This is a genomic window from Streptomyces sp. NRRL S-495, from assembly GCF_000966955.1.
GTDB classification, from domain to species: Bacteria; Actinomycetota; Actinomycetes; order Streptomycetales; family Streptomycetaceae; genus Kitasatospora; species Kitasatospora purpeofusca.
The window spans coordinates 1-15765 of sequence record NZ_JZWY01000074.1; the positions used below are offsets into that span (position 1 = coordinate 1).

Annotated in this window: 14 protein-coding genes and 3 pseudogenes; 7 read left to right on the top strand and 10 right to left on the bottom strand. The window is 74.0% G+C overall.

Annotation, left to right across the window (positions count from 1 at the left end; translation table 11 throughout):
• Nucleotides 1-149: 149 nt before the first annotated feature.
• Both VR45_RS48360 and VR45_RS05325 read left to right on the top strand, forming a co-directional pair.
• Nucleotides 150-365, top strand: a pseudogene (locus VR45_RS48360) (helix-turn-helix transcriptional regulator); the annotation flags it as partial.
• A gap of 9 nt (nt 366-374) precedes the next feature.
• Nucleotides 375-1271, top strand: coding sequence for a pyridoxal-phosphate dependent enzyme (locus tag VR45_RS05325; RefSeq protein ID WP_045938509.1), 897 nt, complete (start codon nt 375-377; stop codon nt 1269-1271).
• Between the two features lie 53 nt (nt 1272-1324).
• Here the strand turns inward: VR45_RS05325 and VR45_RS05330 are convergent, their stop codons facing one another.
• Together VR45_RS05330 and VR45_RS05335 are read right to left on the bottom strand one after the other, a co-directional pair.
• A complete protein-coding gene (locus VR45_RS05330) occupies nt 1325-2914 on the bottom strand; it encodes an LCP family protein (protein ID WP_107084104.1) in 1590 nt (529 codons plus the stop codon).
• A gap of 149 nt (nt 2915-3063) precedes the next feature.
• On the bottom strand, nt 3064-3528 hold the full coding sequence (locus tag VR45_RS05335; RefSeq protein WP_030395831.1) for a MarR family transcriptional regulator: 465 nt from the start codon (nt 3526-3528) through the stop codon (nt 3064-3066).
• A 90-nt stretch (nt 3529-3618) separates the two neighbouring features.
• Between VR45_RS05335 and VR45_RS05340 the strand changes: the two genes are divergently transcribed.
• Complete coding sequence (locus VR45_RS05340; protein WP_045938510.1) at nt 3619-4662, top strand: NADP-dependent oxidoreductase; 1044 nt, start codon at nt 3619-3621, stop codon at nt 4660-4662.
• 363 nt (nt 4663-5025) lie between these two features.
• Nucleotides 5026-5520 carry a DUF3145 domain-containing protein gene (locus tag VR45_RS05345; protein WP_045938511.1) on the top strand — a complete coding sequence of 165 codons (495 nt, stop codon included), beginning with the start codon at nt 5026-5028 and terminating at the stop codon, nt 5518-5520.
• Nucleotides 5521-5618: 98 nt separating this feature from the next.
• On the opposite strand, the gene fabF is transcribed toward VR45_RS05345, so the two are convergent.
• The 5 genes from fabF to VR45_RS05370 form a co-directional block, all read right to left on the bottom strand.
• Complete coding sequence (gene fabF / locus VR45_RS05350; protein ID WP_045938512.1) at nt 5619-6884, bottom strand: beta-ketoacyl-ACP synthase II; 1266 nt, start codon at nt 6882-6884, stop codon at nt 5619-5621.
• A 143-nt stretch (nt 6885-7027) separates the two neighbouring features.
• Complete coding sequence (locus tag VR45_RS05355) at nt 7028-7270, bottom strand: acyl carrier protein (protein ID WP_030310143.1); 243 nt, start codon at nt 7268-7270, stop codon at nt 7028-7030.
• A 79-nt stretch (nt 7271-7349) separates the two neighbouring features.
• Nucleotides 7350-8384: a beta-ketoacyl-ACP synthase III gene (locus VR45_RS05360; RefSeq protein ID WP_030395835.1), complete on the bottom strand. Its 1035-nt coding sequence runs from the start codon at nt 8382-8384 to the stop codon at nt 7350-7352.
• Nucleotides 8381-9328, bottom strand: a complete 948-nt coding sequence (locus VR45_RS05365) for an ACP S-malonyltransferase (protein ID WP_045938513.1) — start codon at nt 9326-9328, stop codon at nt 8381-8383. Before VR45_RS05365 ends, VR45_RS05360 begins: the two co-directional genes overlap by 4 nt.
• 90 nt (nt 9329-9418) lie before the next feature.
• Nucleotides 9419-10615, bottom strand: coding sequence for a PucR family transcriptional regulator (locus tag VR45_RS05370; RefSeq protein WP_030395837.1), 1197 nt, complete (start codon nt 10613-10615; stop codon nt 9419-9421).
• A gap of 215 nt (nt 10616-10830) precedes the next feature.
• Between VR45_RS05370 and VR45_RS05375 the strand changes: the two genes are divergently transcribed.
• The gene (locus VR45_RS05375) at nt 10831-11607 is read left to right on the top strand and encodes a pirin family protein (RefSeq protein ID WP_045938514.1); all 777 of its coding nucleotides are present in this window, start codon (nt 10831-10833) and stop codon (nt 11605-11607) included.
• A 40-nt stretch (nt 11608-11647) separates the two neighbouring features.
• Here VR45_RS05375 and VR45_RS05380 read toward each other — a convergent pair whose 3' ends face one another.
• The gene (locus VR45_RS05380; RefSeq protein WP_045938515.1) at nt 11648-12481 is read right to left on the bottom strand and encodes a serine hydrolase domain-containing protein; all 834 of its coding nucleotides are present in this window, start codon (nt 12479-12481) and stop codon (nt 11648-11650) included.
• Nucleotides 12482-12587: 106 nt separating this feature from the next.
• Here VR45_RS05380 and VR45_RS43710 point away from each other — a divergent pair.
• Nucleotides 12588-13063, top strand: a pseudogene (locus tag VR45_RS43710) (MerR family transcriptional regulator).
• A 10-nt stretch (nt 13064-13073) separates the two neighbouring features.
• Here VR45_RS43710 and VR45_RS05385 read toward each other — a convergent pair.
• Nucleotides 13074-13664, bottom strand: coding sequence for a TIGR03086 family metal-binding protein (locus tag VR45_RS05385; protein WP_045938516.1), 591 nt, complete (start codon nt 13662-13664; stop codon nt 13074-13076).
• Between the two features lie 101 nt (nt 13665-13765).
• On the opposite strand from VR45_RS05385, the pseudogene VR45_RS05390 reads away from it, so the two are divergent.
• Nucleotides 13766-14771: pseudogene (locus VR45_RS05390) on the top strand (WYL domain-containing protein).
• 28 nt (nt 14772-14799) lie between these two features.
• Here VR45_RS05390 and VR45_RS05395 read toward each other — a convergent pair.
• Nucleotides 14800-15765 (bottom strand): alpha/beta hydrolase (locus tag VR45_RS05395; protein ID WP_045938517.1); only part of this gene is annotated, 966 nt, incomplete at its 5' end.

The window sequence follows — 15765 nt, forward strand, 5'->3', positions numbered from 1 at the left end:
GGTTGATCCCTCCTCCACCGCGCCCGCCGGCCGCCGGGACCGTTCGGTCGATCCGTCGGCGGGGCCCCGCGCGGGAGGCTCGTAGGCGTCAGGGAGGCCGTCCGCGGCGCCTCGGTGCTCGGCCAGGTCCGGGAGCCGGACCTGGAGCCGGACGGGAGCCGCTGAGCCCGCGCGAGCCGGAGGTGCTGGAGCTGGTCGCCGCCGGATCCACCGACCGGGAGGCGGCGGCCCGGCTGTTCATCAGCGAGGCCACCGTGAAGACCCACCTGATCCACGTCTACGCCGAGCTCGGCGTCAAGGACCGCGCCTCGGCCGTCGCCGCCGGCTTCGACCTGGGCCTGCTCACCCCCACCGGTCGCCCGTAAGCTGGCCGGATGCTCGAATCCGCGCTGCTGCCGACCCCGCTGGCGGACTGCACCGACGAGGCGCTCGCCCGGGCCGGGGTGGAGCTGCGGCTCAAGCGGGACGACCTGGCGCACCCGCTGGTGCCGGGGAACAAGTGGCGCAAGCTCGCGCCGAACCTCGCGGCCGCCGTCGAGGGGGGCCACACCCGGCTGCTGACCTTCGGCGGGGCGTACTCCACCCATCTGCGGGCGGTCGCGGTGGCGGCCGCGGCGCTCGGCCTGGAGAGCGTCGGGCTGGTCCGCGGCGAGGAACTGGCCGACCGGCCGCGCAACTGGTCGCTGCGGGCCGCGGAGGCGGCCGGGATGGAGCTGGTGTTCCTGACCCGGGCCGAGTACCGGGAGGCCGCCGGCCGGGCCGGGGAGGGGGCGGGGTGGCGCTGGGGCGCCGGCCTGGTGCTGCCGGAGGGCGGCTCCAACAGCCTCGCGGTCACCGGCGCGGCGGAGATCGTGGCGGAGCTGGCCGACCTGGGCGAGCGCGACGTGGTCTGCTGCCCGGTCGGCACCGGCGGCACGCTGGCCGGGATCGCGGCCGGGCTGCCGCCGGGGGCGCGGGCGCTGGGCGTGGCGGTGCTGCGCGGCGGCGAGGGGTACCTGGAGGACGAGGTGACCCGGTTGCACCGGGAGGCGTACGGGCGGGAGTTCGACGGCTGGCGGATCGACCACGGGCACCACGGCGGCGGGTACGGCCGGGTGCCGGCCGCGCTGGAGGAGTTCGCGGCCGGCTTCGAGCGGCGGCACGGGATCGCCCTGGAGCGCCGCTATGTCGCGAAGACGCTGGCCGCCCTGTACGACCTCACGGCGGCCGGCGCCTTCCCGCCCGGCACCAGGCTCACCGCCGTCGTCACCGGGCTGCCCGATCCCGCCTGAGCCGGGCGCCGGGCGGGCAGTGGCGGGAAGGGGCGGGAAGGCCGAGCCGGGCCTCAGCCGAAGGTGAGGTTGGCGCAGGGGTCGGCGTCGGCGCCGCGGCTGTTCTCGGCGATGCCGCTGGGGACGCTGCTGGGCAGCGGTCCGGTGGCGGCCGGCGGTGCGGTGGGGGCGCCGGCAGGGGCACCGACGGCGGCTCCCACGGCGGCGGGCGCGCCGCCGGGCACGGGCCGGGCGGTCGGACCGGTGGTGGCCGCGGGCGCCGGGCGGTAGTCGCGCCCGAGGGTGACCGTGACGCCCTCGGAGCCCGGCTCCTCGGTCGTCCTGGCGCCGGGGAAGAGCGTGGCGAGCTGGTCGGCGACGGCCTTGAACGGCGGGTCGTAGGCGATCTCGGTGCGCAGCCGGCCGCCGGTGGTGGCGCCCAGCGAGACATTGGTGAAGCCCTGGGCCCGGATCGCCGCGGCGCCCCGGCCGGCGAGGCCGTCGGTGCCGACGCCGTTGACCACGGTGACCGTGGCGGCGAGCTGCTCGGGGCTCAGCGGGGTCGCGGCCGGCGCGGGGGTCGCGGCGCCGTCGGTGGCGGCGGGCGAGGGGGCGGCGGTGTCGGCGTCCGCGACCAGGCCGGTGCTCTGGCCGTCCAGGGTGCGGTCCTCGCGGAGCAGCCGCCACAGGGTGTCCACGTCGGGGTGGACCAGGTCGACCCGGCCCTTCTGCACGACCGAGAACCGCCAGGGGGTGGTGACGAAGGTGATGTCGGACAGCTTGATCTGCTGCAGCGACTGCGCGAAGTCGACCAGTTTCATCGCGGTGCCGAGGCCCTCGTCGACGGTCAGCGAGCGGGTGGCGGCGTCGGCGAGCGGGAGCAGGGTCGGCAGCGAGAAGCCCTGGGACTGGATCTTGCGGATCATCGAGGAGAGGAAGGCCTGCTGGCGCTTCATCCGGCCGATGTCGGAGTTGTCGCCGATGCCGTAGCGGGCGCGGAGGTAGTCGACGGCCGGCTGGCCGGCGATCTTCTGCAGGCCCTTGCGGAGCTTGATGTTGTGCGAGTTGACGTCGTTGGGGACGCAGACCTCGACGCCGTTGATGGCGTCGGTCATCGCGGCGACGCCCTTGAAGTCGACCACGATGGTGTGGTCGATCCGCAGCCCGGTGAGCGCCTCGACGGTGTTCTGGGTGCAGGCCGGGTTCCCCTTGGGGGACTCGCCGACGGTGAAGGCCTCGTTGAACATCTGGTTCGTGCGGGGCTTCGTCCAGTCGCCGCTGGGCAGTCGGCAGGACGGGACGGTGACCAGGGTGTCGCGGGGTATGGAGACGCCGACGGCGTGCTTCCGGTCGGCGTAGACGTGCAGCAGGATCGCGGTGTCCGAGTGGCCCACCCCCTCGTCGCCGCCGCCGAGGTCGGAGTTCCCGTCGTTGCGGGTGTCCGAGCCGAGCAGCAGGACGTTGACCGGCACCGAGGCCCCGGGAGCGGTGGGTACCGGCGCGGGCGGGCGCTCGGTGGCGACACCACCGGCGTCGAAGGTGCTGATGTTGGTGTCCAGCCGGTGGTAGAACCAGGCCCCGGCTCCGGCCACGGTCAGCACCAGGACGGCCGCGAGTCCTATGACGGTCCGTATGACACGCCGACGGCGCGAGCTGCCGCTCATCCTTCCCGTCCCCCCGTTTTCCGTTCTGGGATCCCACCCGGCCGCCGGTCGGCGGGCGGGTGCCTCGTCTTCGAACGTTAGACGTCTCGGGGGAGTGTTCGGTTACCTCCGATCGGCGGACAATTCGGAGGCCGGAGCTGTGATGCTGCTCACGCGCCGGGGCCGGTGGCGCCGGTGAGCATCCGGCGGAGCAGGTCGCGCAGCTGGGTCCGCTCCTCGGAGTCGAGCGCGGCGAGCGGCTCGCGGGCGAAGTTCAGCGACTCGCGGAGCTCCTCGGAGGCGCCCGCCCCGGTCTCGGTGGCGGCGACCAGCTTGACCCGGCGGTCCTGGAGGTCGGGCTGGCGGGTGACGAAGCCGCGGGTCTCCAGCCGGTCCACGATGCCGGTGATGTTGGAGGGCTCGCAGCTGAGCGTCTGGGCGATCTGGCGCATGGGCATCGGGCCGCGCCGCAGCAGTGCGAGGACCTTGGCCTGCGCTCCGGTGAGCGAGCGGGCGGCGGCGGCCTCCTCGTACTCGCGGTGGAAGAGCGCGACCAGGTTCGCCATGAGATCGACGACCTCGCGGGTGATCTCGTCGGTCTGCGGTGCGGTGGCCCGGGTCGGCTGGGTGTCCATGCTTCCCATCATACCTGAACAGTTGACAACGTGAACCTTTCATGCCCATTGTTACTTCACCGACTCAACCTTTTATGTGGGGAGATCATCATGACCGCCGAGCCGACCGCCGCTCCGGAAGCACCCGCCACCGCCCGCGAGTGGCACCTCGCCGCCCGCCCCGAGGGCTGGCCCGTCCCGACCGACTTCGCCCTGGTCGAGGCGCCGGTCCGGACCCCGGGCCCGGGCGAGATCCTGGTCCGCAACACGGACCTGTCGGTCGACCCCTACATGCGCGGCCGGATGAACGACGCCAAGTCCTACATCCCGCCGTTCCAGCTCGGCGCGGCCATGGACGGCGGCGCCGTCGGCTACGTCGTGGCCTCGGCGGCCGAGGGCTTCGCCCCGGGCGACGCGGTGCTGCACGGGCTCGGCTGGCGCGAGTACGCCACCCTGCCCGCCAAGCACGCGGTCAAGGTGCCGGAGATCGAGGGCGTCCCGCTCTCCGCCTACCTCGGCGTGCTCGGCATGCCCGGCCTGACCGCCTATGCCGGCCTGCTCGCGGTCGGCGCGTTCAAGGAGGGCGACCGGGTCTTCGTCTCCGGCGCGGCCGGTGCGGTCGGTTCGATCGTCGGCCAGATCGCGAAGCTCAAGGGCGCCTCGCTGGTGGTCGGTTCGGCCGGCTCGGCGGAGAAGGTCGACCGGCTGACCGGGGAGTTCGGCTTCGACGCCGCCTTCAACTACAAGGACGGCCCGGTCGGCGAGCAGCTCGCCAAGGTCGCCCCGGAGGGCATCGACCTCTACTTCGACAACGTCGGCGGGGAGCACCTGGAGGCCGCGATCAACGCCCTGGGCGTGCACGGCCGGGCCGTGCTGTGCGGCGCGATCGCCCACTACAACGACACCGCCGCCGCCCCCGGCCCGCGCAACCTGATGCAGGTCATCGGCAAGCGGCTGCGCCTGGAGGGCATCCTGGTCGGCGACCACGACGCGCTCCGCCCGCAGTTCGTCGCCGAGGTGGGCGGCTGGCTCCAGGAGGGCAAGCTGCGCTCCGAGGAGACCGTGGTGGACGGCTTCGAGAACGCCGCCCAGGCCTTCCTGGACATGCTGCGCGGTGCCAACACCGGCAAGATGGTGGTCCGGCTGAAGGGCTGACGCCCCGTCCCGACGGCCCCCGCTCCCGCCTCGTACCGGCCACCGCCGGTGCGAGGCGGTTTGCGTACCCGGCGGAGGGGATCCGGCCGCACTACCGCATTCCGGCCGGATCCGAAAGTGCGTCAGCACCGCTGCGGGGAGGCGCGGTACGGTGGTCCCGCCTGGCGATGGGGCCGTTCGGGGGAGAGATCCCACCGGGGGGTGGACCTCGTTGCGGATTCGACTAGCATTGAGCGAAAGCCTGTCCGTTTTGCTCAATTTAGTGACTTAATGTCGGCTAACGTGGGTAACTGTGGATCAACTACGGGCACGAACGCGAGGCAGCTGGGGAAGGCGACCCTCGTCCACAGCCTGGAGGTCCCGGTGACGACACGTGGAGTCCTGTACGTCCACTCCGCGCCCCGCGCGCTGTGCCCGCACGTCGAGTGGGCCGTCGCGGGGGTGCTCGGAGTGCGGGTGAGCCTGGACTGGATCCGCCAGCCGGCCGCGCCCGGACACTGGCGCGCCGAGCTCTCCTGGCAGGGCGAGCCCGGCACGGCCTCGAAGCTCGCCTCCGCGCTGCGCGGCTGGCAGCTGCTGCGGTACGAGGTCACCAGTGAGCCCTGTGCCACGGCCGAGGGCGAGCGCTACAGCAGCACGCCCTCGCTCGGCATCTTCCACGCCGTCACCGGCATCCACGGTGACATCCTCATCCCCGAGGACCGGCTGCGCGCCGTCCTGCTGCGCGCCCGCAGCGAGGGGGCGGACCTCGAGGGCGAGATCGCCATGCTGCTCGGCAAGCCCTGGGACGACGAGCTGGAGCCCTTCCGCTACGCGGGCGAGGGTGCCCCGGTGCGCTGGCTGCACCAGGTGGTCTGACCCGCCGCGGGACGAACGACGAGGAGGGGCCGGCGCTCAGTACGAGCGCCGGCCCCTCCTCGTCGGACGCGGTCCGGTTGTGGACCCTCGGCCCGGGGTCAGCGGGAGCGGAAGGCCAGCACCACGTTGTGGCCGCCGAAGCCGAACGAGTTGTTCAGCGCCGCGATCCGGCCCTCGGGCAGCGGGCGGGCCTCGCCGCGGACGATGTCCGCGTCCACGTCGTCGTCCAGCTCGTCGACGTTGATGGTCGGCGGGGCGAGGCGGTGGTACAGGGCCTGCACGGTGGCGACGGTCTCGATGCCGCCGGCGCCGCCCAGCAGGTGGCCGGTCATCGACTTGGTCGCCGAGATGGCGATGTGGTCGAGCTCCTCGCCCAGCTCCTTGCGGAGCGCCTTCAGCTCGGCGGTGTCACCCTGCGGGGTCGAGGTGGCGTGCGCGTTGACGTGCACGATCTCGGCCTTGTCGAGCTGGTTGCGCTCGAACAGGTCGGCCAGCGCGCGGGCCACGCCGGCACCGGTCGGCTCGGGCTGGGCGATGTGGTGGGCGTCCGAGGACAGGCCCTGGCCCACCGCCTCGCAGTAGATGCGGGCGCCGCGGGCCTCGGCGTGCTCCACGGACTCCAGCACGACCACGCCGGCGCCCTCGCCGAGCACGAAGCCGTCCCGGCCCTTGTCGTACGGGCGGGAGGCGCGCTCGGGGTCGTCGTTGTTCTTGGACATCGCCATCATGTTGGCGAACGCGGCGATCGGCAGTGGGTGGATCGCCGCCTCGGTGCCGCCGGCCACCACGACGTCGGCGCGGCCGTTGCGGATCATCTCGATCGCGTAGCCGATCGCCTCGGCGCCGGAGGCACAGGCGGAGACGGGGGTGTGCACACCCGCGCGGGCGCCGACCTCCAGACCGACGTTGGCCGCCGGGGAGTTGGGCATCAGCATCGGGACGGTGTGCGGGGAGACCTTGCGGGCGCCCTTCTCCTTCAGTACGTCGTACTGGTCGAGCAGGGTGGTGACGCCACCGATGCCGGAGGCGATCACGGCGCCCAGGCGCTCCGGGGCCAGCTTGGAGGACTCGTCGGTGGCCGGGGTCTCGAAACCGGCGTCGGCCCAGGCCTCGCGGGCGGCGATCAGCGCGAACTGCGCCGAGCGGTCCAGCTTGCGGGCCAGCGGACGGGGGAGGATCTCGCCCGGCTCGACGGCGGTGCGCGCGGCGATCCGGACGGGCAGCTCGGCGGCCCACTCCTCGGTCAGGACAGCCACCCCGGAGCGCCCGGCGAGCAGGTTCTCCCAGGTGGTGGCGGCGTCGCCGCCCAGCGGCGTGAAGGCGCCGATACCCGTGACGACCACGGTACGGTTTTCAACGGTCACTGGATCTTCTTCTCTCACGTTCGTGCGGGGGGTCGGCGGCGGGCCGAATGTGGGCCCGGCCGGGCGCCCGGTGGGCGTCCCGGCCGGCGGGTCGGCCGACCCGGTGGAGTCGGCCGATCTCAGGCATCGACAGAGTCGACGGCTCAGGCGTTGGTGAGGATGTAGTTCACCGCGTCGCCGACGGTCTTCAGGTTCTTGACCTCGTCGTCCGGAATCTTGACGTCGAAGCGCTCCTCGGCGGCCACGACGACCTCGACCATGGACAGCGAGTCGACGTCCAGGTCGTCGGTGAAGGACTTGTCGAGCTCGACGTCCTCGGTCGGGATGCCGGCGATCTCGTTGACGATCTCGGCGAGACCTTCCAGAACCTCGTCCTTGGTAGCCATACTGGCTGCTCCTCTTCGGTGTTGAATGCGGCCGCCCGGCGGACGGACGCAGGTTTGTGGTGGATCGGGCAGAAAACGCCTAGGGGAGCGTAACGACCGCCGCGGCGTACACGAGACCCGCCCCGAACCCGATGATCAGTGCGAGGTCCCCGCTGCGGGCCTCGCCGCTCTCCAGCATGCGTTCCATCGCGAGCGGGATGGAGGCCGCCGAGGTGTTCCCGGTCTCCGCGATGTCGCGGGCGACCGGCACCGACTCGGGCAGCTTGAGGGCCTTGATCATGGCATCGGTGATCCGCATGTTGGCCTGGTGGGGGATGAACGCGCCGAGCTGGTCGGCGGTGATCCCGGCGGCGTCCAGCGCCTGCTGGGCCACCTTCGCCATCTCCCAGACCGCCCAGCGGAAGACCGTCTGACCCTCCATCCGCAGGGCCGGCCACCTGGTCTCCTCGCCGGCGCCGTTGATGGCGTCCTGCTTGGCGAAGGCGGTGTCCCAGGCCTCGGTCTGCGAGATGACGTCCTTCTGCGAACCGTCCGAGCCCCAGACGACCTTGCCGATGCCGGGGGTGTCGGACGGGCCGACGATCGCGGCGCCGGCGCCGTCGCCGAAGATGAACGCGGTCGAGCGGTCCGAGGTGTCGGTCAGGTCGCTGAGCCGCTCCACACCGATCACCAGGACGTACTCGGCGCTGCCGCCGCGCACCATGCCGTCGGCCAGGCCCAGGCCGTAGCCGAAGCCGGCGCAGGCGGCCGAGATGTCGAAGGCCGGGGCGGTGCCGCAGCCGAGCCGCTCGGCGATCTCGGTGGCGACGGCCGGGGTCTGCTTGAGGTGCGAGACGGTCGCGACGATCACGCCGCCGATCCGCGCCGGGTCGATCCCGGCCTGGGCGATCGCCTTGCCGGCGGCCTGCACCGACATCTCGGCGACGGACTCCTCCGGACCGGCCCAGCGGCGCTCGGCGATCCCGCTGCGGGTGCGGATCCACTCGTCCGAGGACTCGATCCAGGTCAGCACCTCGGCGTTCGGGATCACCCGGACCGGCCGGTAGCCGCCCACACCGTGGATGCGCGAGTACTGCGCACCGGTGACGGGGCGGATCTGGGGGGTGTTGCTCATGCCTGCTCCTGCTCCTGACCGCCGTGCTCCGCGACCAGGGCGAGTGCCTTGTCCAGGTCGGCGGGGGTCTTGAGGGCAAGCGTCGCCACACCCTTGAGGTTGCGCTTGACCAGTCCGGTGAGGGTGCCCGCCGGGGCGAGCTCGATGACGGCGGTCGCGCCCAGCTGCTGGAGGGTCTCCATGCAGAGGTCCCAGCGGACCGGGTTGGACACCTGCGACACCAGTCGGCTCAGCACCTCGGCACCGGAGGCGACCACCTGGCCGTCCTGGTTGGAGACGTAGGCGACCTCGGGGTCGGCGACCGTCAGGGTCGGGGCCAGCTTGGCCAGCCGCTCGACGCCGGGGGCCATGTGGGAGGTGTGGAAGGCACCGGCCACCTTCAGCGCGACCAGCCGGGAGCCGGCCGGCGGGTCCTCGCGCAGCGCGTCCAGCTGCGGCAGGGTGCCGGCCGCGACGATCTGGCCGCCGCCGTTGTTGTTGGCCGCGGTCAGGCCGTGCTCGGCCAGCTTGGCCGCGACGGCCTCGGCGTCGCCGCCGAGCAGGGCGACCATGCCGGTCTCGGTGGCCGCGGCGGCCTCGGCCATGGCCAGGCTGCGCTCGCGCACGAAGGTGAGGGCGTCGTGGGCGCTCAGCACCCCGGCGCCGGCGGCGGCGGTGATCTCGCCGACGCTGTGGCCGGCGACCGCGCCGACCAGCCCGCGGGCGGCGTTCTCGTCCGGGAACAGCGCGCGGGCGGTCACCAGGCCGGCGGCGACCAGCAGCGGCTGCGCGACGGCGGTGTCCTTGATCTCCTCGGCGTCCGCCTCGGTGCCCGCGCGCACAAGGTCGAGCCCGGCGACCTCCGACCAACCGCGGAGGCGGTCGGCGACGCCGTCGAGCTCCAGCCAGGGGCTGAGGAAACCGGGGGTCTGGGCACCCTGTCCAGGGGCGACGATTACGAGCACGGTTCAACCCTCTCTCGCCAGGCGCCCGGGGGCGGGTAGGCGACGGTAACGAAGAAAAGCATCCGGGATTGTAAGGTCCCTACAGCGTGGTCAGCTTGACTCTCCGGTGGCCGTGAGCCGCCCCAGCGCCAGTGCGATACGCAGGGTGAAGGCCGAACGCACGTCGGAGGGAGCGTAGCCCGTGACGTCGGTCACACGTCGGAGCCGGTAGCGCACCGTGTTGGGGTGGACGAAGAGCATCCGGGCGGCGCCCTCCAGCGAGGAGGCCTGCTCCAGGTAGACACTCAAGGTCTCCAGGAGTGCCGAACCGGCCTCGTCCAGCGGTGTGTAGATCTCCTCCACCAGCTGGCGCCGGGCCGCCTGGTCGCCCGCGAGTGCCCGTTCCGGCAGCAGATCGTCCGCCAGCACCGGCCGCGGGGCGTCCGGCCAGGCCGCGCAGGCCCGCAGACCGGCCGCGGCGGCGTGTGCCGAGCGGGTCGCCGAGAGCAGGTCGGGCACGGTCGGGCCGACCACCACCGGACCGGCCGCGAACTGGCCGATCAGCGCCCGGGCCGCGTGCACCGGCTCCTTGTCGCCGCCCACCACGACCACCAGGCGCTTGCCCAGCACCCCGGTCAGCACGTGCAGCTTGGCGTACCTGGCGGCCCGGCGGATCGCCTCCACCACCAGCTCGCTGTCACCGTCCGGAGCGGAACCCATCACCACCCGGACCTGGCTGGGCTGGCCCCAGCCGAGCGCGGCCGCCCGGGACAGCACGCCCTCGTCGGCGTCGCCGGAGAGCAGCGAGTTGACCACCAGGGCCTCCAGCCGGGCGTCCCAGGCCCCCCGGGCCTCGGCGGCCTGGGCGTACACCTGGGCGGTGGCGAAGGCGATCTCCCGGGCGTAGACCAGCACCGACTCGCGCATGTCGGCCTCGTCGCCGGGGGCGGCCACCTCCTCGATCGCCTCCTCCATCACCTCGATGGTGGTGCGGATCAGCTCGACGGTCTGGCGCAGGGTGATCGCCCTGGTCAGCTCGCGCGGCGCGGTGCCGAAGACATCGGTGGAGATCGCCTGCGGGGCGTCCGGCTTGCGGTACCACTCGGTGAACGCGGCGATACCGGCCTGGGCGACCAGGCCGATCCAGGACCGGTGCTCCGGCGGCATCCGCCGGTACCAGCCGAGCTGGTCGTCCATCCTGGCGATCGCGGCGGAGGCGAGCTTGCCGGAGGACTTCTCCAGCCGCTTGAGGGTCGCGGCCCGGCGCTCGGCGCGGTCGGCGGCGAGCCGGCGCTCCTGCGCGGTCAGGCGCGGTGCCGCCCGCCCGGGCCGGTCTCTCCCGGCACCGGGCGTCGGGCTCTTCCCGTTCCTGTCGGGGACGGTCGGATCGCTCTTGGAGTTCGCGGAGGCGGCTGGCACAGGGACAAGACTGCCTCACCGGAGTGACTGCTCGTGCACAGGCCCCGGCGGACGGGCGGGGTGGTGACCGTCACACCCGCCGGAGCCGGCACTACGGTGGGCCCGTGACCGATGCCCCAGCCCGTCCCAGGGCCGATCTCCGCCGTACCGCCGAGCGCTACCTCTCGACCCCCGCCGAGGGCGTCGAGACCCGGCACGCGTTCTCCTTCTCCGGGCACTACGACCCGAAGAACACGCACTTCGGGGCCCTGCTGGCGTGCAACGAGGAACAGCTCGCCCCCGGCGCCGGGTACGACGAGCACAAGCACCGGGACACCGAGATCCTCACCTGGGTGCTGGAGGGCGCGCTGGCCCACCGGGACTCGCACGGGCACAGCGGGGTGGTGCGGCCCGGCATGGTCCAGCACCTGGGCGCGGGCTCCGGCGTCAGCCACACCGAGCGCAATGTCGGCGGCGCCGACGGCCCGGTCCGCTTCGTCCAGATGTGGCTCCAGCCGGACGTCCTCGACGCGCCGCCGGTGTACGGGCTGCGCGGGGTGGAGCGGGCGGCCGACGGGTTGACGCTGCTCGCCTCCGGGCTGGCCCGGGACGCCGGCACGGAGGCGCTGCGGCTGCGGCGCGGGGACGCCGCGCTGTGGCTGGTGACCGCCGGGCCCTGGCAGCCGCTGCCGGCGCTGCCGGCCGCCGCCTACCGCTACGCGCACCTGACGGCGGGCTCGCTCGGCTACCGGACGGTGCCCGGGCCGCAGGGCGGCGGCCGTTCGATGGTGCCCGGCGACAGCGTGCGGATCACCGGGGACGCCTTCGCGGCGCCGACGGCCGGCGGGACCGGCGCGGAGCTGCTCCTGTGGGAGATGCACTCGCCGGTCTCGTACGGCTGACGGCGCCGCTGCTGCCGTACCGCCCCGCGTACTGCCGCCGTCAGCCCCGGAGTTCGGCGAGGACGGCGTCGGAGAGCACCGGCCAGACCTGGGCGGCCCACGGGCCGAAGTCGAGGTCGGTGAGCGCGACGCAGGCCACCCCGGCCTCCGGGTCCACCCACAGGAAGGTGCCGGACTGGCCGAAGTGGCCGAAGGTCGCCGGGGAGTTGGTGGAGCCGGTCCAGTGCGGGGCCTTGCCGTCGCGGATCTCGAAGCCGAGGCCCCAGTCGTTCGGCCGGCGGTGGCCGAAGCCGGGCAGCACGCCGCCGGTGCCCGGGAAGGCCACCTCGCGGGTCGCCGCGCGCAGGGTGCCCGGGTCGAGCAGCTTGGGCGACTGCAGCTCGGCGGCGAACCGGGCGAGGTCGGCGACGGTCGACAGGCCGCCGGCCCCGGCGGGGGTGCGGTGCGCGGTGTTGATCAGGGTGGCGTTCATGCCGAGCGGCTGGAACACGGCCTCGGCGGCGTACCGGCCGAACTCGATGCCCGCCGCCTCCTCCAGGGTCCGGGCCAGCACGTCGAATCCGGCGTTGGAGTAGAGCCGGCGGTTGCCGGGCTCGGCCATCACCCGGTGCTCGTCGAAGGCCAGGCCCGAGGTGTGGGCCAGCAGGTGCCGGACGGTCGAGCCCTCGGGCCCGGCCGGGTCGTCCAGCTCGAAGACGCCCTCCTCGACCGCGACCAGCACGGCGTACGAGGTGAGCAGCTTGGTCACCGACGCCAGCGGGAACAGGTGCTCCTGCGGACCGTGCGCACCCAGCAGCGCACCGTCCGCGCCCCGTACGACGGCCGCCGCCGCGTGCGGCACCGGCCAGGTCTCGATCTTCCGCAAGCTCTCCATGCGCCGACTCTAACGGGGGCGCCCGCCCCGCCGGGATGGCAGGCTTGGTCCGACCGCACTCCACGGCGCCGGTGGCGTCGGCACGTTCAGCACCGGGGGGACCGAGATGACCGTACTCGCAGCGATCGAGGCCGGACTGCGCACCTGCGACGAGGTGTTCCGGGACCCGCTCGGCGCGCCGGACCGGACGGCGCGGCACACCATCGGCGAGGTGTCGGTGGCCAGCGGGCTGACCGCGCACACCCTGCGCTGGTACGAGCGGATCGGCCTGCTGGACCCGGTCGACCGCTCGGCCTCCGGTCAGCGCCGGTACAGCGACGCCGACCTGCACCGGCTGGCCTTCCTGGGGCGGCTGCGGCTGACCGGGATGCCGGTGGCGGACATGCTGCGGTACGTGGAGCTGGCCCGCGAGGGCGACCGGACCTCCGCCGACCGGCGCGATCTGCTGCTCGCCCACCGGGAGGACTGCTCGCCCACCGGGAGGAGGTGCGGCAGCGGATCGCGGACCTGCACGCGACGCTGGCCGTGCTCGATCACAAGATCGACCTGTACGACGGCCGGGTCGCGCGGTGGGAGCCGTGAGCCGGGGGTCTCAGACCTCCCGGCCGAGGTACGCGGCGAGCCGGGTGTACGGACCGGCCTCGGCGGGGGCGGGCCGGACCGGGCCGAACGGCACGGCGCCGCCGCGCGGTTCGGCCGGCAGCACGGCCAGGGCGATCCCCAGCGCGGCCTCGGCCAGCCGCTCGTCCAGCCGCTCGTCCAGCGGGGGGTCGGTGTCGAGCGCGCGGGCGATGTCCCAGGCGTGGGTGACGGTCTCCAGGACGTAGCCGCCGACCGCCGCCCGGCCGGGCACCTCGCCCCAGGGCGCGAAGGTCGGGCGGTCGAGCTTGGCGTCCTCGGCCCAGGCGGCGGTCACCCGGGCCCGGGCCCGGGTGAGGGCGGCCGGCCAGCCGTCGTCGGGGAGTTCGCCGGTCGCGGCCGCGACGTCCTCGCAGTGGCCGCCCTCGCCCATGTAGGCGAGCCGGTGGATGCCGCCGACCACATGGCCGAGCAGGGTCCGCAGGTCGTACTCGGTGCACGGGGTGGGCCGGTCCAGGGTCTCCGGGGCGGCCTCGGCGACCAGCTTCTCCAACTGGTCGAGGGCGAGCAGGTACAGCGGGCGCGGGTCCTGGGTGGTGTCCATGGGAACTTTCAACTCCAGTGGTGCGGAAGGTTTTGCGGTACGGAGGCAATCTCCCGGTAAAACCTGACAAGCGCCGTCATGATTTCTGGGATCCTCGGAGCATGAAGGCCGACCGCCTGCTCTCGATCCTGCTGCTGCTCCAGACCCGCGGCCGGGTGCCCGCCACCGAACTGGCCGAACGGCTGGAGGTGTCGGTCCGCACCATCTACCGCGACGTCGAGGCCCTCTCGACGGCCGGCGTGCCGGTCTACACCGAACGCGGCCGGCACGGCGGCATCAGCCTGCTGCCCGGCTACCGCACCGATGTCAGCGGCCTGACCGCCGACGAGGCGCGCGCCCTGTTCGTGCTGTCCGCCCAGGGCGCGCACAGCGACCTCGGGCTGGACGGCGCGCTGGGTTCGGCGCTGCGCAAGGTGATGGCCGCGCTGCCAGCCCCGCACCGCCCCGGCGCCGAGCGGATCAGCGAGCGGATCCTGGTCGACCCGGCGCGCTGGCTCCAGGCCGGCGCCGCCCCCGGGCCCGACCTCGGCGAGCTGCAGTACGCNNCTGCAGTACGCCGTGTTCGCCGACCGGCGCCTGCGGCTGCGCTACCGGCACAGCGGCTCGCCCGCCCCGGCGGAGTACACCGTGGACCCGTACGGCCTGGTCAGCAAGGCCGCCGTCTGGTACCTGGTGGCCGATCTGCGCGGTGAGCCGCGGCTGTTCCGGGCCGACCGGGTGCTGTACGCGGAGACCGCCGAGGAGTCGGTGCGCCGACGGCCGGGGGTGGGGCTCGGCGACGTCTGGACGGTGCTGCGCGAGCAGGTGGAGCGGCTGCCCAGGGAGTTGACGGTGAAGGTGCGGGTGCGGCGCGGGCGGCTGGACATGTTCGTCCGGATCCACGGCACCCGGCTCACCGCGCCGCCGCCGGAGACCGGGGGCGGCGCGCCCGAGGACTGGGTCGAACTCGCGCTCGGCTTCCAGTCGCTGCCGGCCGTGCGGGCCCTGCTGGCGTTCGGCGCGGACGCCGAGGTGCTCCACCCGCCGGCCGCCCGCCGGGAGATGGCCCGCACCGCCGCCGAGGCCGTCCGGCTCTACCAGGAGGCGCGCCGGCCCGACCCGGTCTGACCCGGGGGCGAGGGTCTGAAGGCGCGCCCTAGGCCTCGGGGGCCGGGCGGAGCACGTCCTGGTCCCGGCCGAGGGCGACGGCGGCGAAGTTGTACAGGCTGTCGGTGCCGGTCGCGAAGTAGCCGTTGTGGCCGGAGGAGTGGGCCGAGGAGAGCCGCTCGGAGCCGAAGTCCACCGAGGTCGGGTCGGCGCCGTGGCCGAGCCCGCCGACCTCCAGGTACGGCACGTTGCCGATCCAGTCGGTCTCGTTGCGGGTCGCCCAGACCCGCACCCCGCCGCCCAGCTCGGAGCGGCTCTCCACGCCCATGCCGGGGGAGCCGAAGACCACCAGGTCGGTGACCCCGGCGGTGTCCGTCGGGGAGGCGGCCGCCCGGGGGATGTCCGGCGCGGCCGTGCCGCAGACCACCGAGCCGTAGGAGTGGCAGAACAGCGCCGGCGGCGCCTGCGGGCGGGTGGTCTCCTTCAGCCCGGCGAGCAGGCGGCGCAGCCGGGGCGCGCCGACGTCGGCGAGCCGGGAGGTGACCGCGTCCGGGCCGAGGCCGGAGGGGGTGACGTAGCCGGTCCAGGCGACGACGGCGGTGCGGGAGCCCGGGGACTGCCGGTGCTCCTCCTCGTACAGCGCGCGGGCCATCCCGGCGGGGGAGCGGAGCGGTTCCACGGCCTGGTCGAAGTGGCCGAGGTCGGCGTCGGAGCCGGGGACGAGCACGGCGATCCGGTCGGCCGTCCCGAGGTCGCCCCAGACCTCGGTCAGCAGGCCCCGGCCGCGCGGGTCGAAGGCGAGGATCTGCCGGCCGGGGGCGAGCAGGCTCTGCACGTCGTTGGCGCGGGAGACGGCCAGCGCGCGCTGGTCCTGGTCGAGCTCCGGGTCGGCCGCGCGGGCCCGGGCGTGGTCGCGCTCGGCGGCCAGCGCCACCCGGTTGGCCCGGTAGCGCAGGGCGAGCGGCGCGCCGTCGTAGTTGCCGACGACCAGCGGGTAGGCCGCGACCAGCCGGTC